Below are 20,866 nucleotides of genomic sequence, written 5' to 3'. Positions count from 1 at the left end.
CTCCGGCGCGGTACGAGGATCGGTGCCGGGCCGCGATCGACCCAGGCGGCAACCCGCTCCCCGCAGCACACCGGGCGTCCGGACCGAGGTGTGCGCCGACCGGGGAGCGGGTGCCGACCCCTCCGTCGGCCCCTCGGCCGGCCCCTCACCGAGCGGACTCGTACAGTCCCTCCACCTCCGGCGCGAAGTCCCGCATGATCTGCTCGCGGCGCAGCTTCATCGAGGGCGTGAGATGGCCCTCGTACTCGGTGAAGTCCCGGGGCAGCACGGCGAAGCGGCGGATGGACTCGGGGCGGGAGACCAGCTTGTTGGCCTCGTCGACCGCCCGCTGCAGGACCGCCTCCAACTCCGGGTCGCCGACCAGCAGTTCCGGCGGCACCACGTGCTTGCCGAGCATCTGCCGCCAGTGGCCGACGCCGTCGGGGTCGAGGGTGATCAGCGCGGAGACGTACGGGCGGCCGTCGCCGACCAGCATGACCTGGGAGATCAGCGGGTGCTGGCGCAGCCAGTTCTCCAGCGGGGCCGGGGCCACCGACTTGCCGCCCGCCGTGATCAGCAGCTCCTTCTTGCGGCCCGTGATGGTGAGGTAGCCCTCGTCGTCCAGTTCGCCGATGTCGCCGGTGGCCAGCCAGCCGTCCCGGGTCGCGGGCACGACGCCGCCGGCCTGCGGATCCCAGTAGCCGCGCAGGACGTGGTCGCCGGCCACGAGGATCTCCCCGTCGGCGGCGATCCTGACCCGGGTGCCGGGCAGCGGCCAGCCGACGGTGCCGAGCCGGGGCTTGAGCGGCGGGGTGCAGGTCGTGGCGGCGGTGGTCTCGGTGAGGCCGTACCCCTCGAAGATCTCGATGCCGGCGCCGGCGTAGAACGCGGCGAGGCGCCTTCCGAGCGGGGAGCCGCCGCAGATGACGTACCGGACGCGGCCGCCCATCGCGGCCCGAATCTTGCGGTAGACGAGCGGGTCGTAGAAGCCGCGGGCGGTCTTCAGCGAGCGGCCCGGGCCGCCGCCGGTGCCGGTCTGCCGGGCCTCCAGCGCCTCGCCGTAGCGGACGGCGGTCGCCGCCGCCCGGTCGAAGACCGCGACCCGGCCGCCCGACTCGGCCTTGGCGCGGGCGGAGTTGTAGACCTTCTCCAGCATGTACGGGATGGTCAGCAGCGCGGTCGGCCGGAAGGCGGCCAGGTCCGGCAGCAGGTCCTCGGCGGCGAGGCTCGGCGCGTGCCCGAGCCGCACCCGGGCCCGGACGCACGCGATGGCGACCATCCGCCCGAACACGTGCGACATCGGCAGGAACAGCAGCACCGAGGGGTCCTCGTCCTGCGACTTGAAGACCGGGTAGAGCAGTTCGACGGCGTTGTCGACCTCGGCGAGGAAGTTTCCGTGGGACAGCGCGCAGCCCTTGGGACGGCCGGTGGTGCCGGAGGTGTAGATGAGGGTGGCGAGGGTGGCGGGCCCCATCATGCCGCGCCGCACGGCGACTTCGCCGTCCGGCACCTGCGCGCCCGCCTCCGCCAGCCGCTCCACGTGCTCCTTGTCCATCACCCACACATGGCGCAGATCGGGCAGGTGCGGCAGCTCGGGCCCGATGGCGGCGGCCTGCGCGGCGGTCTCGGTGACGAGGGCGCGGGCGCCGGAGTCGTGCAGGATCCAGCGGGTCTGGAAGACGGAGGAGGTGGGGTAGACGGGCACGGTGACGAGCCCGGCGGCCCAGGCGGCGAAGTCGAGCAGCGACCACTCGTAGCGGGTGCGGGCCATCACGGCGATCCGGTCGCCCGGCGTCAGCCCCTCGGAGATCAGCCCCTTGGCCACGGCGAGCACCTGCTCGGCGAAGTCCGCGGCCGTCACCTCCTGCCACCGGCCGTCGGGCATACGGCGGCTGAGCGCGATCGTGCCGGGGGCGGCCTCGGCGTTGTCGAACGGCAGGTCCGCGAGCGAGCCATGGGTGACCGGGGGCACGAACGGCGGTACGTGCACCTCGCGCACGGCGCCGTCCAGCCGCTGGATCCACGGTTCGACGAGGACGGGCTTGCCGTCGTAGTCGACGGCGGAGACGGCGGCGGAGGAGACGGGGGCGTTCGGGTACGGGGTGGACACGGGCGGCTCCTCTGGCGTGCGTGCACCTGCGGCGGGCCTCGACAGACAGGGAGTTACCGCTGGTTAGGCAGGTGATCGTACGGGGCCACTGTGCGGAGGTTGTGCGGGTTCGGAGGTGGTCCGGGGACAGGGATGTGCAACCTCGGGGTTTTTGTGACAGGGCCTCACGTTAGACTTACCGGCGGTAACCTTACTTCAGAGTAAGCGGTTGGGGGACGGACGTGACAAGTACGTTGACGCATCTCATAACGGGCGCCCTGCGCTCACCGTTCAAACGCCCCTCCCCCGACGCCGACTTCCCGCGCACCCGGCTCGTGCTGCCCGGGATCCGCGTCGACCTGTCCCGCCTCGCCGCCTACGAGCGGGTCTGCGGCTTCCCGACCGGCGAGAGCGGCCTGCCCGTGACCTACCCGCACGTCCTCGGCTTCCCGCTGGCCATGCGGCTGATGAGCGACCGCGCGTTCCCGCTGCCGCTGCCGGGCCTGGTGCACACCTCGGTCGACATCGTCCGGCACGGGGCCGTACCGGCGACGGAGGCGTACGAACTCGCCGTCCACATCGAGGGGTTGGCACCGCACCGGCGCGGCACGGAGGCGACGGTGGTGACCGAACTGATGTCGCGGGGCGAGCGGTTGTGGGAGTCCCGCAGCACGTATCTGGCCCGGCACCGGACGCAGGAGGCCGCCTCCGGCCACCGGGACCAACAGCGACCGGCGCCTGCGCTCCCGGTCCTCGACGAGTGGCGGCTCGCCGGGGACGTCGGCCGGCGCTACGGCGCGGCCTCCGGCGACCGCAACCCCATCCACCTCCACCCGCTCACCGCCCGCCTCTTAGGCTTCCCGAGGGCGATCGCGCACGGCATGTGGACGGTGGCCCGCTGCGTCGCCGCCCACGGCACGAGCGGCTCCGTCGTGGTGCGGGCGCGGTTCATGGCACCGGTGCTGTTGCCCGGGGTGGTGACATACGGAGCGGATGCCTCCGGCCGGTTCGAACTGCGGGACGGCAGCGGGGAGCGGGTGCATGTGCGGGGGGAGGTGCGGGCGGTGGGGTGAGCGCCGCAGGGGTGCGTCACCGCTGCCGGGTGCGGGTGAGTGGTGGGTTGCTCGCGCAGTTCCCCGCGCCCCTAGAAGATGCTGCAGCTCGCCGACCTCAAGGGGCGCGGGGAACTGCGCGATCAGCCACAAACCACCCGCACCGGGCAGCGGCGATGCACCCCAACGGCGCTACGCCCCGCCGCCCGACGGAGTCCAGCGGTTGCCCCGCATCAGATTTCCCAGTCCCGCCCACGCGAAGTTCATCAACGTCGTCGCCGCCTGCCGGGCGGTGACCCCCGGTGTCGCGTTGGCCCAGGCGGCGAGGGATTCCGCCGCGCCCACCAGGGCCTCGGCCAGGCCCGCGACCTCGTCCTCCGGCAGGTCGGGGTCGCTGTGTGCCTCGCGGGCCGCGACGACGACCAGGCCGGTGACGAAGGCGACGATCTCCGTGCGCATCGCGGCGACCTCGGCCGCGAAGGGCTCGCCGTGGGTGCGGGCCTGCAAGTGGAGGACGGACCAGGCGTCGGGGTGCTCGCCGGTGTGCGTGAAGAAGGCCAGCAGCCCGTCCCACAGCCGGCGGTCGGCCGGCAGGTCCGGACGGACCCCGGCGCGCACCGCCCGCGTCAGCGCGTCGGCCTCCCGGCGGATGCAGGCGGTGAAGAGGTCTTCCTTGGAGTTCAGGTACAGGTAGACCAGCGGCTTGGAGACGCCCGCGAGTTCGGCTATCTCGTCCATCGACGCGGCCATGTAGCCACGTCGGCCGAAGATCCGTACGGCGGCGTCGAGCATCTGCTGCTCGCGCACCGCACGCGGCATCCGTCTGGTCCTCGCCCCACCCATGAGGGCAAGACTAGTTGGACGCGGCCGCCTCGCCCCGCGCCCGGGCGCCGTCGTCGGCCACGTCCTCCTGGCTGCGGTTGGCGTCCAGGTTGGCCTTCATCCGGTCGACCTTGTTCACGATCTGCACCGAGGCCCGGTCCCGCTCCTTGCGCAGCACGACCCAGCTGATCGGCGCCGAGAGGACCAGGGAGAGCAGCAGCACCCACAGGAAGTTGGAGTCGCCGAAACCACGCGGGAAGATGCCGGAGTAGACGGCTCCCCAGACGACCGCGAGGCAGCCGACGAAGACGCCGAGGCGCATCAGCGTGTAGCGGAGCATCTCAATCCAGTCGTCCGATTCCAAAAGGGTCAGAGTCCAGTGAAGCACGCCCCGGGGGCGATCATGCAGGGGGGTCACATGAGGGGCAGCAGCATGGTGATGTCCTCGCGGTCGTCACCGGGAGCGACCCGGATGGCGCCGGGCACCCGCCCGACCTCCTTGTAACCGCAGGAGCCGTAGAACCGCTCCAGGCCCATGCCGCCCCGGCAGGTGAGCCGGATCGCCTCGATGCCGTCGAGGGTGCGGGCCGCGTCGGCGGCGGCCGCGAGCAGGTCCCGGCCGTAGCCCTTGCCCTGGTGCCGGGGGTGGACCATCACCGTGTACAGCCACGCCCAGTGCGTCATCAGCGGGTGCGTGTTGAAGGTGATGAAGGCCGTCGCGGCGAGGCGCCCCTCCTCGTCGCACCCGGCGAGCAGCCGGGTACGGCCCTCCGCGAGCTGGGTGAGATACCGGACGACCTCGGGGCGGATGTCCTGCGCGGTCACCGGCGGCACGAAGCCGACGGCCCCGCCCGCGTTGGAGACGTCCGTCCACAGCTCCAGGAACCCGTCGCGCAGGTCGGGGGTGAGGGCGGGATCGAGCGTAAAGGTAAGGGGCATGCAGGCATCGTATCTATTACCCACATGCCCCTTCAGGCGGAGAACCAGCCGTGCTGTGTCACACCCGCATCGGCTGCGGGGAGTCACGGCGCGCCGGGTCCGGGCCGTCGTACTCGCGGATGATCTCGTAGCGCGTGTTGCGCTCGACCGGGCGGAAGCCCGCGTCGCGGATGAGGTCGAGCAGGTCCTCGCGGGTGAGCTTGTTCGGGGTGCCGTAGTTGTCGGCGTCGTGGGTGATCTTGTACTCGACGACCGAGCCGTCCATGTCGTCGGCGCCGTGCTGAAGGGCGAGCTGGGCGGTCTGCACGCCGTGCATGACCCAGAAGACCTTGACGTGGGGGACGTTGTCGAAGAGCAGCCGGGAGACCGCGAAGGTCTTGAGGGCCTCCGCGCCGGTCGCCATCGTGGTGCGCGCCTGGAGGCGGTTGCGGACCTTGCCGTCCTTCATGTCCACGAAGTCGTGCTGGTAGCGCAGCGGGATGAAGACCTGGAAGCCGCCGGTCTCGTCCTGGAGCTCGCGCAGCCGCAGCACGTGGTCGACCCGGTGGCGGGGCTCCTCGATGTGGCCGTAGAGCATGGTGCACGGGGTCTTCAGCCCCTTCTCGTGCGCCAGCCGGTGGATGCGGGACCAGTCCTCCCAGTGGGTGCGGTGGTCCACGATGTGCTGGCGGACTTCCCAGTCGAAGATCTCGGCGCCGCCGCCGGTGAGGGATTCGAGGCCGGCGTCGATCAGCTCGTCGAGGATCTCGGACGCGGTCAGACCGGAGATCGTCTCGAAGTGGTGGATCTCCGTCGCCGTGAACGCCTTCAGCGACACGTGCGGGAGGGCGGCCTTCAGCTCGCGCAGGGAGCGCGGGTAGTAGCGCCACGGCAGATTGGGGTGGAGGCCGTTGACGATGTGGAGTTCCGTGAGGTTCTCGCTCTCCATCGCCTTCGCGAGCCTGACGGCCTCCTCGATGCGCATCGTGTACGCGTCCTTCTCGCCCGGCTTGCGCTGGAACGAGCAGTACGCGCACGAGGCCGTGCACACATTGGTCATGTTGAGGTGCCGGTTGACGTTGAAGTGGACGACGTCACCGTTCTTGCGGGTCCGCACCTCGTGCGCCAGACCGCCCAGCCAGGCCAGGTCGTCCGACTCGTACAGCGCGATGCCGTCCTCGCGGGTCAGCCGCTCACCGGAGCGGACCTTCTCCTCCAGCTCGCGCTTGAGCCCGACGTCCATGCCAACACCTTTCTACGAAACCCGACCCCACCGTACGCCCTGCGGTTCACACCTCTTCGGGCAGCTCTCCGACCCGGTTCTCCCACTTGGTGGAGAGCACGATGGTGGTACGGGTCCGGGAGACGCCCTTGGTCCCGCTGAGCCGCCGGATGATCCGCTCCAGGCCGTCGACGTCGGCCGCCCGCACCTTGAGCATGAACGAGTCGTCTCCGGCGATGAACCAGCAGTCCTCGATCTCCGGCAGGTCCCGCACCCGCTGGGCCACGTCCTCGTGGTCGGCGGCGTCGGAGAGCGAGATGCCGATCAGCGCGGTGACACCGAGGCCGAGCTGGGCCGCGTTCACCGTCGCGCGGTAGCCGGTGATGACGCCGGCCGCCTCCAGCCGGTTGATGCGGTCGGTGACGCTGGGTCCCGACAGCCCGACGAGGCGCCCCAGCTCCGCGTACGAGGCCCGGCCGTTCTCCCGCAGAGCCTGGATGAGCTGCCTGTCCACCGCGTCCATGCGATCGAAGCCTTCCGGTGAAGAGTTCCGAGTTGATGAGAGGTAGTGCTGAGAGGTGGTGCTGTGCCACGTGGGTACCGCGTCTGGCCGGCTAACCGGCGGATCCGCCGCCCAGTTCGCCCTTCCAGCGCCGGTACAGGCCGTGCTCGACGCCCGCCGCGTCCAGCACCCGCCCGGCGACGAAGTCCACCAGGTCCTGGATGTGGGTGGCGCCCGCGTAGAAGGCGGGCGAGGTCGGCACCACCTGGGCACCGGCGTCGTCCAGCGCGACGAGGTGGCGCAGGGTCCGGCCGTTCAAGGGGGTCTCCCGTACGGCCACGACCAGTGTCCGGCGTTCCTTGAGGGTGACGCTCGCCGCGCGCTGGAGCAGGTCCTTGGACAGCCCGAGCGCGACACCCGCCACACAGGCCGTGGACGCGGGCACGATGAGCATCCCCTTCGCCGGGTACGACCCCGAGGACGGCCCGGCCGCGAGGTCCCCCGCGCTCCAGTACCGCACCCCGCTGACGTCCACGTCGAAGGTCCCGGGCTTGCCGTCGGCCCCCCGGCGCAGCCATTCCCGCAGGTCGTCCTGCCAGTGGGCGTCCCGGAACGAGATCCCCGTCTCGTCCAGCAGCGTCAGCCGCGAGGCCCGGCTGACCACCAGGTCCACCGCCTGCCCCGCCTCCAGCAGCGCCCGCAGCACGGCAGCCGCATACGGCGTTCCGGAAGCTCCGGACACCCCCACGATCCAAGGCGCGCGCTGCGTTTCTCCTGCGTTCACACCTTGAGCGTACCGGTGGGTCGGGAACAGCTCAGGCCGGGTGGCGCGCCGCGCCTCAGGCGCTCAGCCCCCGAACCAGGAGGTCGAGCAGAGCGCACACGAACAGGGCAATGCCGATGAAGCCGTTGACCGAGAAGAAGGCCCTGTTGAGGCGGGACAGGTCGTGGGGGCGGACGATGCGGTGTTCGTAGACGAAGGCACTGGCGACGATCAGCAGGCCGAGCCAGAAGAAGGCACCGGCGTGGGTGGCCAGGCCGTACCAGACGAACAGGGCCGTCGTCAGTGTGTGGCACACCCGCGCGCCCCAGATCGCGGCCGGGATGCCGAAGCGGGCCGGGACCGACATGACGCCGATCTCGCGGTCGGTCTCGACGTCCTGGCAGGCGTAGATCAGGTCGAACCCGCCGATCCAGATGCCCACGGCGAGGCCGAGGATCACCGCCTCCCAGGACCAGGAGCCGGAGATCGCGAGCCAGCCGCCGACCGGGCCCATCGCCTGGGCGAGGCCCAGGATCGCCTGCGGGAAGTTCGTGAACCGTTTGCCGTACGGGTAGACCACCATCGGGATGACGGCCACCGGCGCCAGGGCCAGGCACAGGGGGTTCAGCAGGGCCGCCGCGCCGAGGAAGACCACCAGCGCGATCAGGGCGCCCGTCCAGGCGTGCCGCACCGACATCGCGCCCGTCACGAGTTCGCGGTGGGCGGTGCGCGGGTTACGGGCGTCGATCTCGCGGTCGATGATCCGGTTGACCGCCATCGCGAACGTGCGCAGGCCGACCATGCAGATCGTGACCAGCAGCAGCCGGCCCCAGTGGATGTTCCTGTCCCATCCGTACATCGCGGTCAGCGAGGCGATGTAGGCGAAGGGCAGCGCGAAGACCGAGTGCTCGATCATCACCAGGCGCAGGAAGGCCTTCGTGCGTCCCGGCGGCTGGATGGCGGCGGTGGTCACAGGCCGTACTCCTTCCAGCGGCGGTCGACCTTCGCCGCCGTGTCCGGGTCCGACAGGACCATGTCCGGCCAGCCGCCGTCCCGGGTGTAGCCCTCCTCGGGCCACTTCTTCGTGGCGTCGATCCCCGCCTTGCCGCCCCAGAACTGCTGGTAGGAGGCGTGGTCGAGGTGATCGACAGGGCCTTCCACGACCGTGAGGTCGCGGGCGTAGTCCGTGTTGCCGAGGGCCCGCCAGGCGACCTCGTGCAGATCGTGGACGTCGCAGTCGGCGTCCACGACCACGATCAGCTTGGTCAGGGACATCATGTGCGCCCCCCAGATCGCGTGCATCACCTTCTGCGCGTGCTTCGGGTACTTCTTGTCGATCGAGACGATCGCGCAGTTGTGGAAGCCGCCCGCCTCGGGCAGGTGGTAGTCCACGATGTCCGGGACGATGATCTTGAGGAGCGGGAGGAAGAAGCGCTCCGTGGCGCGGCCGAGCGGACCGTCCTCCGTGGGCGGGCGGCCGACCACGATCGACTGGAGCAGCGGGCGCCTGCGCATCGTCACGCAGTCGATCGTCAGCGCCGGGAACGGCTCCTGCGGCGTGTAGAAGCCGGTGTGGTCGCCGAAGGGCCCCTCGGGCAGCATCTCGCCGGGCTCCAGCCAGCCCTCCAGCACGACCTCGGCGTTCGCGGGCACCTGCAGCGGGACCGTCTTGCAGTCCACCATCTCGATCCGCCGGCCCGCGATGAACCCGGCGAACAGGTACTCGTCGATGTCACCGGGGAGCGGGGCGGTGGAGGCGTACGTCACGGCGGGCGGGCAGCCGAAGGCGATGGCGACCGGCAGCCGCTCGCCCTTTCGCGCCGCGACCTGGTAGTGGTTCCGGCTGTCCTTGTGGATCTGCCAGTGCATGCCGATCGTGCGCTTGTCGTGGCGCTGGAGGCGGTACAGGCCCAGGTTCCGGACGCCCGTCTCGGGGTCCTTGGTGTGGGTCAGCCCCAGGTTGAAGAAGGAGCCGCCGTCGTCGGGCCAGGTGAACAGCGCCGGGAGCCGGTCGAGGTCGACCTCGTCGCCGTGCAGCACGACCTCCTGCACCGGGGCTTCCTTGATCTTCTTCGGCGGTACGTGGGCCATCGCGCCGAGCTTGCCGAAGGCCTCGCGCACGCCGACGAAGCCGTGCGGCAGCTCGGGGCGCAGCAGGCCCCCGATCCGCTCGGAGATCTCGCCGTACGACTTCAGGCCCAGCGCCTTCAGCAGGCGGCGGTCGGTGCCGAAGACGTTCATCGCGAGGGGCATCGCCGAGCCCTTCACGTTCTCGAAGAGCAGCGCCGGGCCACCGGACTTCTGCACCCGGTCGACGATCTCCCCGACTTCCAGGTACGGGTCGACCTCGGCCTTGATGCGCTTGAGGTCCCCCTCGCGCTCCAGCGCGCGCAGCAGGGAGCGAAGATCGTCGTAAGCCATGCGTCCCAGTATCGGCCACCCGCTACTCTGGCCCGGTCACCGGGGCCGTATCGCACTCGTCGGGGGATCGCACACCATGCTCAGGTATCTGCCGTTCCTGCTGGTCCTGGCTCTGTGGATCTACGCCTTCGTGGACTGTCTGAACACGCCCGAGGAAGAGGTGCGGCATCTGCCGAAGGTGGTGTGGGTGATCATCATCCTGCTCTTCGGCGAGGTGCTGGTGGGCCCGGTCGCCTGGCTGATCACCGGCCGGGTGCGGCGGACGGCGGTCGGTGCGGCCGCCGCCCCCTCCGCCGCCGCGGGGCATCGCGGCACGGCCGCACGCTGGGTCGCCCCCGACGACAACCCCGAGTTCCTCAGGTCTCTCGGGAAGAAGGAGGGCCCCGGCGGCGAGTGACCGCCCCAAACGACTTGCCCTCCCCCAACTGACCTGTGGTTAATGGTCGTTACTGAGATATCGGCGATTCGCTCGGCCTCTGGGGGACACACAGACATGCAACCGGCTCAGGATCCACCGCCCGCGCCCACCACTCCACCACCACCCGCCCCGTCCGCTCCGCCCGCCGCTGCGCCGTACATGCCGGACGTGGCCGCACCGCCCGCACAGCCGGCCGCCGTCAGCGTCGAGCTGCGGGTCAGCAAGCGGATCCTGTGGATCGGCGCGGCGGTGTACCCGCTGCACAACATCGCCCGCGTCTACACCTTCGTCATGCGCCCCAAGCGCAAGGAGGCGGTACTGCGCTTCCTGCGGAACACGGGCATCATGCTGATCGTCGGGTTCCTCGCAATGCTGCCCGGACTGTTCGCGGGAGCCGGCGGCGGGGACAGCTCCGGCGCGAACGGCTACGTCACGTTCATATGGATCGCGGCCTTCGCCGCCGAGATCTACTTCATCACCGAACTGTTCTCGGTCCTGCTGGCCGCCGACCACCACGTCCTCGCGGTGGAGACCTCGGGCGCGTCCACCGCGCTCGTGACCAGCCGGACCCCGCAGTACCTGGACCAGGTCGTCGGTCAGATCTCGTACGCCATCGACCATCCGGACACCGAGTTCAAGGTGACGGTGGAGAGCCTGCACTTCTCGCCGAAGAACTACTACTTCGGCGACAACGTCAACATGTACGGCGGCAGCGGAAACGTGGGGATCAGCGGATGACGAGCAACTACTACTACGGCGACAACGTGAACATGCACGGCGGCCAGGGCAACACGGGCATCGTCAAGAACTACGCGGCCGCCGGCGCCGGGCAGCAGGACCCGGCGCTGGCCGCGGCCCTCGCCGAACTGAACCGGCTGGTCGGCGAGTTGCGCACCCGGGTGGCGGCGCCCGACGCCCAGCTGCTGGACGACTCATTGCCCGCCCTCAGCCCCGACGCCGACGTGCCCGCGCAGCAGCGGCGCGGCGCGCTGATGGCGATCGCCGGGATCGCGAGCACCGTCGGCGCGGTCGGCCAGCCGGTCGCCGAGGCGGTGCGCGCGATCATCGGCATGATCAGCGGCTGAGCGCTCCGCTGGAAGTACCGCGATGGGCCGTCGTTCGTCTGCGGCGCCGTCGTGGCTGGTCGCGCCCACGCGGCGGAGCCGCATATTGACGGAGCCCCGCGCCCCTCCGGGGCGCGGTCGAACCGCAGCGGACCTCGCCGGCCCCGCTTGGCCCCCGCTACGGAGACGGGCTCACGTCCTCGCCCAGTTCTGCGAGGACGTGCCCGACTGGCAGGTCGCCTCGGCCACGCCGCCACCGAAGGCGAGGTCGAGGCAGCCGCCGTCGTAGACGGTGCGCAGGGAGTTGCCCGAGCCCGTCGTCCACCGCAGATTGGCGCCGCCCTGCGAGCAGTCGCCGACGAAGACGGCCTGACCGTTGCCGTTGGAGCTCAGGCAGGCGCCGGTCGAGGCGTTGACGACCTTGACGCTGCCGCCGGAGGCGCTGCGGAAGGTCCAGCGGGCGGTCGAGTCCGAGCAGGAACCGAGGCCCGTGGAGCCGTAGACCTGGATCAGGCACTTGTCGTTCTCGCCGTTCTGCAGGCGGAAGGACCCCGAGCCGCCACTGCCGCTCCCGCCGGACGAGCCGCCCGAGCCGCCCGAACTGCCGCTGCCGGAACCGGAGGTGCCTCCGCCACTCCCGCTCCCGCCGCTCCCGCCGCTCCCGGCTCCGGATCCTCCGGCCGAACCGTCCGCCCCCTGGTGACCGCCCTGGTCCTTCTTCGCGTCACCGCCGCCGCCCGCGCCGCCCTTCTTCTCCCCGTTCGTCGGGGAGGACGAGGCCGAGGACGAGGCCGAGGACGAGCCCTTCCCTGACGGCGTGGACGATCCGGAGGAGCTCGCCGAGGAGCCGCCGGGGCCGGGATCGGCCGACGCGGAGACGGAGGCGCCGGACCTTCCCGCGGCGCCCTTCCCCTGCGCGTCCGTGGCGAACGGAACCAGCTGGAAGGCCAGGGTCGCCGCACCGGCGCAGACGACGACCGGCACGACGGCCAGGACGACCCGCCTGCGCCGCCGCTCCCGCTCCGGCCGCTCCGGCCGCCGCGGCGCGTCCGGCCGTATGACGACCTCGGGCTCCTTCCCGGCCACGGTCGGCTCGGGTGCGTCCGCCGCCTCGGCCACGTCCCCCGCCGCCGGTACGTCCGCCGCGAACTCGGCCCGCCTCTCCAGGTGTTCGGTGACGGCGGCCGGCCACAGCGGGGTGCCGGCGGGGACGTGGGCGGCGGTCAGGTCGAGGAGTTCGGCCGCGCTGGGCCGGCCCTCGGGGTCCTTGTCCAGGCAGGACGCGACGACCGACGCCAACTCCGGGTCCAGGGCCCGCAGTTCGTCCAGGTCGGGCCTCTCGTGCACGATCCGGTACAGCACCGCGTGTCCGGACTCGTCGCCGAACGGCGGGCGCCCGGACCCCGCGTACGCCACCACCGAGCCGAGGGCGAAGACGTCCACGGCGCCGGTCAACCGCCTGGCTCCGGAGGCCTGTTCGGGCGACATGTAGGCGGGGGTGCCGACCACCATGCCGGTCCGGGTCAGCTGGCTCTGCTCGGCGGCGCGGGCGACGCCGAAGTCGATGAGGGTGACGCCGTCGAGGGTCAGCATCACGTTGGACGGCTTGACGTCCCGGTGCACCATGTCCAGCGCGTGCACCGCCGAGAGTCCGGCCGCCGCGCGGTGCAGCAGCAGCCACAGCGACGCGGCCGGCAGCGGGCCGCCGTGCGCGTCGACCGCCTCGCGCAGGGTCAGCCCGGGCACGTACGCGGTGGCGAACCACGGCGGCATCGCGTCCCGGTCCCCGGCGAGCAGCGGTGTGGCGGCACCTTCGGGCAGCCGGGAGAGGTTGTCCAGCTCGTGTCCGAAGCGCCGGACGAAGTCCTTGTCCTCGCCGACGACCGACGGCAGGACCTGTTTGACGGCTGCGTACTTCCCGTCGTGCACACCGAGGTAGACCCGCCCCATGCCACCGGCCCCGAGGCGTCCGACCAGCGGGATCGACCCGATCCGCCGTGGATCCGCGTCCTCCAGCGGCTCGACTCCGACCTGTTCCCCGTTCAACTCTTTCCCCCTGTGGATCAGTCGACTTCCGGCAACCTACCGTCAGCGCGCGTACGACCCGAGGCCCACCAGGCAGTAGACGTAGGAGTTGATCGTCGCGCCGTTCCACGTGTAGCGGTACGAGAAGGCGTACTGCGTCCGGGAGTTGTCGTTGCAGCGGCTCAGGTCCGTGGTCAGCGGGATGGTCTCGATGACCTGGTAGTGCGCGTCGGACGCGGAGCACGAGACCTCCTCCACGCCGCTGACGGACTGCGCGGTGGTGGAGTCCGGCAGGGTGCCGTTGAGGCAGGTGCCCGAGGTGTACGGGCTGGGCTCGGGGCTCGGGCTGCTGTACGGGTCGCCGCTGGCGTAGGGGTCGCTGCTCGGCGTGTACGGGTCGCCGGTGTAGGGATCGCCGCTCGGCGTGTACGGCGCGCTCGTCGGCGTGTACGGCGACGGCGACGAACCGGCGTCGTCGGACGAGCCGCCCCCGCCACCGCTGTGATTGATCACCACCAGCAGGATCACGACGAGGGCGACGACCCCGAGCACGCCCAGACAGGCGACGCCCTGCTTCGGCTGCTGGGACGACTGGGGCGACTGAGACGGCTGGGGTGACTGGGGTGACGACATGGGCGGCTCCCGGGTGTGAGGATGGGCAACACGAGTGTGGTGCAGCAGAGCACTGTTCTAAAATTTCTTTCTAGAAAACTATTCCAGTATGAGCCGGAAACAACAACGCGGTGAAGCGACCGTGGAGACCGTCCTGGACGCCGCCCTGCGCGTGTACGCGCAGACGGGCGACCAAGGGCTGACCGTGGGTGCCGTCACGAAGGCGAGCGGGGTGAGCCTCGGCAGCCTCTACCACCACTTCGGCAGCCTCGACGGGCTGTTGAACGCCCTGGTCATGCGCTGGCTGGAGCGGCTGCTGGGCGAGCTGGTCAAGGCCCTGGAGGGGACCCGTACCGCCCACACGGGCATCCGGGCCCTGGTCGGCGCCTACTTCGACTTCGTCCAGGAGCACCCGGCCGCCGCCCGGCTCCTGCACTCGGCCTACGCCGACCGTCAGGGCATGGCCGACGGGCAGCGGCTGCGGGACGCGCAGGAGGCCCGCCTGTCGCCGCTGGCCCAGTGGGCGCAGCGGTACGTGGACGCCGGCGAGATCGCTCCGCTGTCCGGGCCGCTGATCGAGTCGCTGGTCCTCGGGCCCGTGACCGCGGTCGCCCGCCGCTGGCTGTCCGGCACCGGGGACGTGGACCTGGACGAGGCCGCGCTGGTCCTGCCGGACCGGATCTGGCGGTCGGTCGGCGCGCAGCCGGCGTGAGCGCCGGCTGCGGCGCCTTCGGCGGGGAACAGTGACCGTATGGAACAGGAACAGGCCCGCGCCTGGCTCGCCACCGCCCTCGCCGAGGCCCGCGCCGGGCTCGCCGAGGGCGGGATCCCCGTCGGGGCGGCCCTCTACGGGCCCGACGGCACCCTGCTCGGCCGTGGCCACAACCGCCGCGTCCAGGACGACGACCCCTCGACGCACGCCGAGACGGCGGCCTTCCGGGCGGCGGGACGGCAGCGCACGTACCGCGGCACGACCATGGTCACCACCCTCTCCCCCTGCTGGTACTGCTCCGGCCTGGTCCGCCAGTTCGGCATCTCCCGGGTGGTGATCGGCGAGGCCACCACCTTCCGCGGCGGCCACGACTGGCTCGCCGCGCACGGTGTGGAGGTCCTGCTGCTGGAGGACCCGGAGTGCGTCGCGCTGATGCGCGCCTTCGTCAGGGACAACCCGGACCTGTGGCACGAGGACATCGGTGACTGACGCCTCGGTCACCCTCGGTTAATCAACCCGGCGTTCGTCCCACCACCCGATCCGCTGAAATGAACCGGCCGCGCATGTCCCCGTGCCTCCCCTCGGCATTGCCTGGAAGGGGGCCCGCAACCAGGGGCCCCTTCTGCGATGGGAGACGCGTGCGAATCACTGACATCCAGCGCTGCGAGGTCCGGCCGGGACGGCTCGTCGAGTGGACGCTGAGCCCGGCGACGGTCGCGGCGGCGACGGCGGTCCCGGAGGACACGAGGCCCCCCGCCTACATCCAGGAGTCGCACATCCGGACCGCCAAGTGCGTCCGGGAGGACGGGCTGTTCGTGCCGACCTGGCTGGGCACCGCCTTCGACATCCCGGGCGCGGTCGACCTCGATGTGCTCCAGGAGGCGCTGCGGGCCTGGACGGTACGGCACGAGACGCTGCGCAGCGGCTTCCGCTGGGCCGGAGACGCCGGTGACGAGCTGCGCCGGTTCACGCTCGACGCCGCCGACGTGTCGCTGCACCGGGAGGACGCCGGGGACTTCCCGGACTCCGAGCGGCTCGTGCGCCATCTCCAGGGCCGCTTCGACTCCGTCGCGGACGCGCTGCACTGGCCCAACCTCATCTACACGGCGGTCGTACGGCCCGACGGTGTCAGCGTGTACATGGCCTTCGACCACAGCAACGTCGACGCCTACTCCCTGCAGCGCATCCCCGCCGAGGTGCACGAGCTGTACACGGCGGGGCTGACCGGCGCCACGCCCGACTCCGGCGCCCCGGTCGCCAGTTACGTCGACTTCTGCCAGATCGAGCGGGCGGACGCGGACGGCATCGACGCCCGGCACGCGATCGTCGACCGCTGGCGCGCGTTCATCCGGCGCTGCGACGGAACGCTGCCCGGCTTCCCCGTCGATCTGGGCCTGGAGCCGGGCGGCCCGCTGCCGCGCCAGCGGATGCTGTGCGAGCCGCTGGCGGACGCGGCCGAGGCGGCGGCGTTCGAGGCGTACTGCCGGCCCTACGGCGGCAGCCAGGTCGGGCTGCTGGCCGCGACCGGGCTGATCGTGCACGAGCTGGGCGGAGCGCCCGTGTACCGGACGGTCGTGCCGTTCCACACCCGGGTGAAGTCGCGGTGGAGCGACTCGGTGGGCTGGTACGTCGGCGGCGCCCCGATCGAGGTCCCGGTCGGCCGTGCGACGGAGTTCCGGGACACCCTGCGGTCCGTGCGCGACGAGCTGCGCGCCAGCCGGCCGCTGTCCCGGATGCCGCTGGCCCGGGTGCTGAGCCTGCTCGGCGCGGACTTCCGGCCGACCTCGCCGGACCTGTACTCGATCGTCTCCTACTGCGACGCCCGCACCATCCCGGGCGCCGAGCACTGGGCCGAGCAGCGGGCGCACGGGCTGATCCGGGTGTCGTACGGCGACCAGGTGTGCGTGTGGGTGAACCGGCTGCACGAGGGGCTGTGGCTGGCCAGCCGGTACCCGGACACGGACGTGGCGGCGAAGAACCTGCGGCTGTACGCGGAGCGGCTGCGCGATCACATCGCCTCCGTCGCGCACGGGAGCCTCACCGCGGCGGTTTCCTGACCCGGAACAGACATCGCCGTTTTTCGTAACCCAACGGACACCACTGACTCTGGTCCGGAGCAACTTCCCCTTCTTACACTGCTGTTGAGGGGGCGATCGTTGAGGGGGGCGATCGGTGGGCAGACGGTTGCACGGACGCGGGGCGCTGTTCGACGCCGAACCGGCCGGTCTCGCACCACGGCTGATCGGCCTGCGCCCCCATCATCACCGCGCCACGCCCCTGGAGCACCCGGACGAGCCGCCCTTCGTCGTGCTGACCGGCACCCGGGGCCTCGGCAAGAGCGCGGTCCTCGCCGAGCTGCGGGACGCCTATCAGGGGCACACACCGGTCGCGCTGGCCGACTGCGCGGAGGAGCAGTTCGCCCGGCCGCCGGTGGACCGGCCCGCCGACTCCTGGTCGCCGCTCGCGCAGGCCCTGCTGGTGATCGCCGAGCAGCTCGCGGAGCCGGTGACCGGCGCCCGCCGGATCACCTTCCCGCGGCTGATGACGGGCCTGGTCGCGGTGGCGGCCGGCGGCTGGGGCGACGCCGACTCGGAGCGGATCCGCCGGGAGGTGGAGCGGATCCTGCTGCTGAACGAGGGCGGCTCGCGCTTCGGCGGCTTCGCCGGGCGCTGGGCCGGAAAGGTGGCGGCCAAGGTGGTCGCCGCGGCCACCGGCACCGGCCCGCTGGTCTCGGGCGCCATCGAGGCGACCCTGGAGGCGATCGCCGAGGGGTTCGCCGGCCGGCGCCACCAGAAGGCGTCCGAGTGGTACCGGACGTACCCGAACGCGGGCGGCCACGCGCAGCGCGGGCTGATCCTGCTCTCCCGGCACTTCCGCGAGGACGGCCCGGCGCGCGAGCACGCCGAGCGGTATCTGGTACGGGCCCTGCTGGCCGACCTGACCGAGGCGTACAGCGGGGTGCTGCCGAGGATGCAGCGCCTCGGCCGGCCGCTGGTGCTGCTGGACAACGCGCAGGCGGCGCCCGGTCCGGGGCTGCTGGCCGCCGTGCTGCGGGACCGGGCCGAGGGCGTCCGCGACCAGGTGGCGTTCGTCGCGGCCCGCCGCGGCGAGGGCCGGGCGGAACTGCGCAGCGCGGCCCGGCGGGAGCTGGCGGAGGTGGCCCGGCGCACGGACTGGGCGCCGGACGCGACGCCCTCCTCGCGGGCGCTGCTGGTGGCGCTGCCGCCGCTGAGCGCCGACGACACCCTGCACCTGGTCGGCTCGGTCTGCGGCGACCTGCCGGTGCCGCCCCATCTTCCGCACGCCGTGCACCGGCTGACCGGCGGCAACCCGCAGGGCATCGTGCTGCTCGCCGAGTCGGCCGCGCAGAACCTGCCCGGGGCGTCCTCGCTGGGCGAGCTGCTCACCGCGCCGGTGCGGCTCGCCGAGGACCAGCCCGGCGTCCCCGCCTACGAGGCGCTGCTGGACCGGCTGGTGCCGCCCGAGCACCTGGCGGAGCTGACCGTGCTGGCCGCGGCCCACGGCCACGGCTCGGCCGGCGCGCTGGCCTCGGCGCTGCTGCCGGACACCTTCGGCCCGGCGGACGTACGGGAGTTGCGGACCCTGCTGGCCGCGGAGGGACTGCCGGTCGTGCCGGGACGGTTCGTCGGGGACCGGTTCGTGCGCACACTGCTGCTGCTCCGGCTGCACCTGCTGGACAGCGACCACCGGTCGTGGCGCACCGCGCACGAGACGCTCGTCGCCCACTACACCGCACCCGAGCACGCCCGCTACCGGCTGCACCACGAACTCGCCCTCGGCGTCACGGAGTCCGCGGTCCGCGAGCTGCGCGACACCTTCGCCACGGCGGACGTGCGCGGCTGGCTGCGCACGCTGCGCTTCGCGGCCTCGGCCCCGTACTTCCACGCGCACGACGCCGAGGGCCGTGACTTCACCGGGCGCGGCGACGGGCGGACCGCGGTGGCACTCGGCCGCACGGACGCCGACCAGGCCGTACCCGAGGGCGCGGACGCCGTACTGCACTTACGGATACGGCGGTTGCTGCACGCCGTGTGGCAGCTGGCGGACCCGCTGGTGCTGCCGGACCCGCAGGTGTGCGACCGGCTCCGGTTCGAGCTGGAGCAGCTGTCCAACCTGCGGCCGGCGGCGGGTGCGCTGCTGTGGCGGGCCTCGCGGGACTGGCCGGCGGCGGCGCTCGCCGGGCGCCCGATGACCGGGCCCGACGACCCCGACGATCCCGAGGACGGCGGGGACGGCGGCCCGGACGACCGGAACAGGGGGGAGGCGTGATGGCGCGCAGGGGTGTGGGGACGTGGTTGCGCGAGGGCGTGTGGGAGATCCCGCTGCGCCGCTATCTGGCCCTGCTGCTGGCGGCGGCCCTGGTGACCGGCCTGGTGTTCGCGGTCCGCGTCCTCGCCCACGACGACCGCTCGTGCGCGCCCGGGGTGTCCCGGCCGCAGGGCAGCGACGAGTGCGTGGGCGTGGCCACGGGACCGGGGCCGTACGACTTCGGGCAGGACCGGCTGACCGACGCCGCGAAGGCGATCGCGCGGGAGAACGCCCGCCTGAAGCCCGGGAGTTATGTGACGGTCGCGCTGATGCTGCCGTACACCTCCGGCTCCCCGACGATGCTGAACGACATCCAGCACCAGCTCCAGGGCGCCTATCTGGCGCAGTACCAGGCCAACCACGACTCCAACGGGCAGTCCCCGCAGATCCGGCTGGTGCCGGCCAACCCGGGGGCGACGGGCACGTACTGGCAGCGGACCGTGGACCAGCTGGCGCGGATGACGACCGGCACGGACACGCTGCGCGCGGTCGCCGGCGTCGGGCAGAGCACCGCCGCCAACAAGGCGGCCGTCGCGGAGCTGACCAGGCTGCACATCCCGGTGATCGGCTCCTCCATCACCTCCGACGACCTCGCCAACGGCCAGGGCGGCAAGGACCCCTACCCCGGCCTCGCCCGGGTGGCGCCGACCAACACCGACGAGGCCCGCGCGCTGACCAAGTTCGCGCAGCTGAAGCAGGGCAAGTCGCTGCTGGTGTACGACAACCCCGGCGACCCGTACACGACCACGCTCCAGAAGTCGTTCGCGGCGCTGCTCAAGGGCTCGCGGTACGAGCCGTGGCCGTTCACCCCGCCGGCGGACCGCAGCCAGGAGGGGACGACCGCGAACACCTTCCGGCAGATCACGGACCTGGTGTGCGACACCGACCCGGGGACCGACACGATCCTGTTCGCGGGCCGGCACGTGCAGCTGCGGCAGTTCATCAACGCGCTCGGCGCCCGCGGCTGCCAGGACCGGAGGTTCACCGTGCTCACCGGTGACGAGGCGTCCTATCTGACCTACGAGAAGGACCTGAACCGGGACGCCCTGCGGCACAACCTGTCGGTGCTCTTCACCTCCCTCGCCCACCCGGACGCCTGGGTGAAGAGCCCGCCGGCGACCGGCGGCTCGCAGGCGGACTTCACCACGCTCCAGACCCTGCTGACGTCCGCCGAGCGGTCACCGGTGGGCCCCATCGGCTCGGTCGCCCTGGACGACGGGCAGCTGATCATCGGCTACGACTCCGTGCGGCTGGCCGTGCACGGCATCCGCGAGGCGGTCCAGCCCGGCAAGGCGGTCCCGGCGCTCGCGGACGTGGGCCTCCAGTGGCCGCAGGTCAAGGGCAGGACGCTGCGGGTGAACGGGGCGAGCGGCTGGATCTGCCTGGACGTGCACGGCAACCCGTACGACAAGGCCGTACCGATCGTGGAGCTGACCCCCGAGGGCAGCGCACGCTTCGTCCGGGTCGCCTGGCCGGAGGGAAAGCCGCCGTCCCCGGACTGCCTGCCGCCGGCGACCTAGCTAGCCCCGCCCCAGATATTCGATCAGTCGTTCGAACCTGGTCCGCCACACGGCCTCGTTCTCCCCTTCGCCCCGGAACTCCCGGGTGAAGCGCAGCACGCTCGCCGTGTCCCCGTCCCGCTCCAGGTGGAACCGGATCCGGCCGCCGCCCTCCAGGGTGTACTCGGCGACCCGGTCCACGTCCCAGGCCGTGACCCGGCCGGAGCCCAGCTCGGGCAGGCTGACCGCCCCGTCCAGCCGGGGCTGGAGAAAGCCGACGGCGGTGCACCACCCCGAGAGTCCCTCAGGGGTGGCCACCGCCGGCCAGACGTCCTCCATGCGCTTCGGGAGCCGCACCAGGAAGTGGAGTATGTGCGCGTTCCCGTGGGTCTGACTGGTGCCCTGTGCGATGGAACCGCTCATGACACCAGTGTCACCG

At 71.9% G+C, this 20,866-nt stretch carries 21 protein-coding genes; 9 read left to right on the top strand and 12 right to left on the bottom strand.

What is annotated here, in order from left to right; translation table 11 throughout:
- Nucleotides 1–145 precede the first annotated feature (145 nt).
- Nucleotides 146–2,089: an AMP-dependent synthetase/ligase gene (locus tag ACFC8N_RS44475; RefSeq protein ID WP_376295383.1), complete on the bottom strand. Its 1,944-nt coding sequence runs from the start codon at nucleotides 2,087–2,089 to the stop codon at nucleotides 146–148.
- 233 nt (nucleotides 2,090–2,322) lie between these two features.
- On the opposite strand from ACFC8N_RS44475, the gene ACFC8N_RS44470 reads away from it, so the two are divergent.
- Entirely contained in the window at nucleotides 2,323–3,141 is an 819-nt protein-coding gene (locus tag ACFC8N_RS44470; RefSeq protein ID WP_376295381.1) for a MaoC/PaaZ C-terminal domain-containing protein, read from the top strand.
- A gap of 171 nt (nucleotides 3,142–3,312) precedes the next feature.
- On the opposite strand, the gene ACFC8N_RS44465 is transcribed toward ACFC8N_RS44470, so the two are convergent.
- The 8 genes from ACFC8N_RS44465 to ACFC8N_RS44430 form a co-directional block, all read right to left on the bottom strand.
- Nucleotides 3,313–3,963 (bottom strand): TetR/AcrR family transcriptional regulator, encoded by a 651-nt coding sequence (locus ACFC8N_RS44465; protein WP_362823417.1) that lies wholly within the window; start codon nucleotides 3,961–3,963, stop codon nucleotides 3,313–3,315.
- Between the two features lie 10 nt (nucleotides 3,964–3,973).
- A complete protein-coding gene (locus ACFC8N_RS44460) occupies nucleotides 3,974–4,282 on the bottom strand; it encodes a DUF4229 domain-containing protein (protein WP_356039289.1) in 309 nt (102 codons plus the stop codon).
- Nucleotides 4,283–4,356: 74 nt separating this feature from the next.
- Complete coding sequence (locus tag ACFC8N_RS44455; protein WP_356039254.1) at nucleotides 4,357–4,881, bottom strand: GNAT family N-acetyltransferase; 525 nt, start codon at nucleotides 4,879–4,881, stop codon at nucleotides 4,357–4,359.
- Nucleotides 4,882–4,939: 58 nt separating this feature from the next.
- On the bottom strand, nucleotides 4,940–6,103 hold the full coding sequence (mqnE, locus tag ACFC8N_RS44450) for an aminofutalosine synthase MqnE (protein WP_376295378.1): 1,164 nt from the start codon (nucleotides 6,101–6,103) through the stop codon (nucleotides 4,940–4,942).
- Between the two features lie 46 nt (nucleotides 6,104–6,149).
- Nucleotides 6,150–6,605, bottom strand: coding sequence for an Lrp/AsnC family transcriptional regulator (locus ACFC8N_RS44445; RefSeq protein WP_071375597.1), 456 nt, complete (start codon nucleotides 6,603–6,605; stop codon nucleotides 6,150–6,152).
- A gap of 91 nt (nucleotides 6,606–6,696) precedes the next feature.
- The gene (locus tag ACFC8N_RS44440; RefSeq protein ID WP_356037726.1) at nucleotides 6,697–7,368 is read right to left on the bottom strand and encodes a UbiX family flavin prenyltransferase; all 672 of its coding nucleotides are present in this window, start codon (nucleotides 7,366–7,368) and stop codon (nucleotides 6,697–6,699) included.
- A gap of 55 nt (nucleotides 7,369–7,423) precedes the next feature.
- On the bottom strand, nucleotides 7,424–8,320 hold the full coding sequence (gene mqnP, locus ACFC8N_RS44435) for a menaquinone biosynthesis prenyltransferase MqnP (protein WP_356037728.1): 897 nt from the start codon (nucleotides 8,318–8,320) through the stop codon (nucleotides 7,424–7,426).
- Nucleotides 8,317–9,768: a menaquinone biosynthesis decarboxylase gene (locus tag ACFC8N_RS44430; protein ID WP_356037731.1), complete on the bottom strand. Its 1,452-nt coding sequence runs from the start codon at nucleotides 9,766–9,768 to the stop codon at nucleotides 8,317–8,319. The genes mqnP and ACFC8N_RS44430 overlap by 4 nt, the downstream gene beginning before the upstream one ends.
- Nucleotides 9,769–9,844: 76 nt before the next feature.
- Here ACFC8N_RS44430 and ACFC8N_RS44425 point away from each other — a divergent pair, with 76 nt between their 5' ends.
- The 3 genes from ACFC8N_RS44425 (at nucleotide 9,845) to ACFC8N_RS44415 (ending at nucleotide 11,271) form a co-directional block, all read left to right on the top strand.
- Nucleotides 9,845–10,165 carry a PLD nuclease N-terminal domain-containing protein gene (locus ACFC8N_RS44425; RefSeq protein ID WP_356037733.1) on the top strand — a complete coding sequence of 107 codons (321 nt, stop codon included), beginning with the start codon at nucleotides 9,845–9,847 and terminating at the stop codon, nucleotides 10,163–10,165.
- A gap of 96 nt (nucleotides 10,166–10,261) precedes the next feature.
- The gene (locus ACFC8N_RS44420; RefSeq protein WP_356037736.1) at nucleotides 10,262–10,924 is read left to right on the top strand and encodes a DUF6232 family protein; all 663 of its coding nucleotides are present in this window, start codon (nucleotides 10,262–10,264) and stop codon (nucleotides 10,922–10,924) included.
- Nucleotides 10,921–11,271 carry a hypothetical protein gene (locus ACFC8N_RS44415; RefSeq protein WP_356037739.1) on the top strand — a complete coding sequence of 117 codons (351 nt, stop codon included), beginning with the start codon at nucleotides 10,921–10,923 and terminating at the stop codon, nucleotides 11,269–11,271. Before ACFC8N_RS44420 ends, ACFC8N_RS44415 begins: the two co-directional genes overlap by 4 nt.
- A 171-nt stretch (nucleotides 11,272–11,442) precedes the next feature.
- Here the strand turns inward: ACFC8N_RS44415 and ACFC8N_RS44410 are convergent, their stop codons facing one another.
- Nucleotides 11,443–13,296, bottom strand: a complete 1,854-nt coding sequence (locus ACFC8N_RS44410; RefSeq protein WP_376295374.1) for a protein kinase — start codon at nucleotides 13,294–13,296, stop codon at nucleotides 11,443–11,445.
- 42 nt (nucleotides 13,297–13,338) lie between these two features.
- The gene (locus ACFC8N_RS44405; protein WP_356037744.1) at nucleotides 13,339–13,908 is read right to left on the bottom strand and encodes a hypothetical protein; all 570 of its coding nucleotides are present in this window, start codon (nucleotides 13,906–13,908) and stop codon (nucleotides 13,339–13,341) included.
- 88 nt (nucleotides 13,909–13,996) lie between these two features.
- Between ACFC8N_RS44405 and ACFC8N_RS44400 the strand changes: the two genes are divergently transcribed.
- The 5 genes from ACFC8N_RS44400 to ACFC8N_RS44380 all read left to right on the top strand — a co-directional run bounded on the left by ACFC8N_RS44400 (nucleotide 13,997) and on the right by ACFC8N_RS44380 (nucleotide 20,448).
- Nucleotides 13,997–14,599, top strand: a complete 603-nt coding sequence (locus ACFC8N_RS44400; RefSeq protein WP_356037747.1) for a TetR/AcrR family transcriptional regulator — start codon at nucleotides 13,997–13,999, stop codon at nucleotides 14,597–14,599.
- Nucleotides 14,600–14,638: 39 nt separating this feature from the next.
- Entirely contained in the window at nucleotides 14,639–15,088 is a 450-nt protein-coding gene (locus tag ACFC8N_RS44395; RefSeq protein ID WP_362823588.1) for a nucleoside deaminase, read from the top strand.
- 149 nt (nucleotides 15,089–15,237) lie between these two features.
- Nucleotides 15,238–16,656 carry a condensation domain-containing protein gene (locus tag ACFC8N_RS44390; protein WP_376295373.1) on the top strand — a complete coding sequence of 473 codons (1,419 nt, stop codon included), beginning with the start codon at nucleotides 15,238–15,240 and terminating at the stop codon, nucleotides 16,654–16,656.
- Between the two features lie 115 nt (nucleotides 16,657–16,771).
- Complete coding sequence (locus tag ACFC8N_RS44385) at nucleotides 16,772–18,889, top strand: hypothetical protein (RefSeq protein ID WP_362823587.1); 2,118 nt, start codon at nucleotides 16,772–16,774, stop codon at nucleotides 18,887–18,889.
- Entirely contained in the window at nucleotides 18,889–20,448 is a 1,560-nt protein-coding gene (locus ACFC8N_RS44380) for an ABC transporter substrate-binding protein (protein WP_376295372.1), read from the top strand. Before ACFC8N_RS44385 ends, ACFC8N_RS44380 begins: the two co-directional genes overlap by 1 nt.
- Here ACFC8N_RS44380 and ACFC8N_RS44375 read toward each other — a convergent pair whose 3' ends face one another.
- Nucleotides 20,449–20,850, bottom strand: a complete 402-nt coding sequence (locus ACFC8N_RS44375; protein WP_356037760.1) for a hypothetical protein — start codon at nucleotides 20,848–20,850, stop codon at nucleotides 20,449–20,451. It abuts the gene before it with no gap.
- Nucleotides 20,851–20,866 lie beyond the last annotated feature (16 nt).

The organism is Streptomyces sp. NPDC055966 (genome assembly GCF_042269865.1).
Classification (GTDB): domain Bacteria; phylum Actinomycetota; class Actinomycetes; order Streptomycetales; family Streptomycetaceae; genus Streptomyces.
Note: the sequence above shows the minus strand (reverse complement) of the source record. Positions and strands in the feature narration are given on the sequence as shown.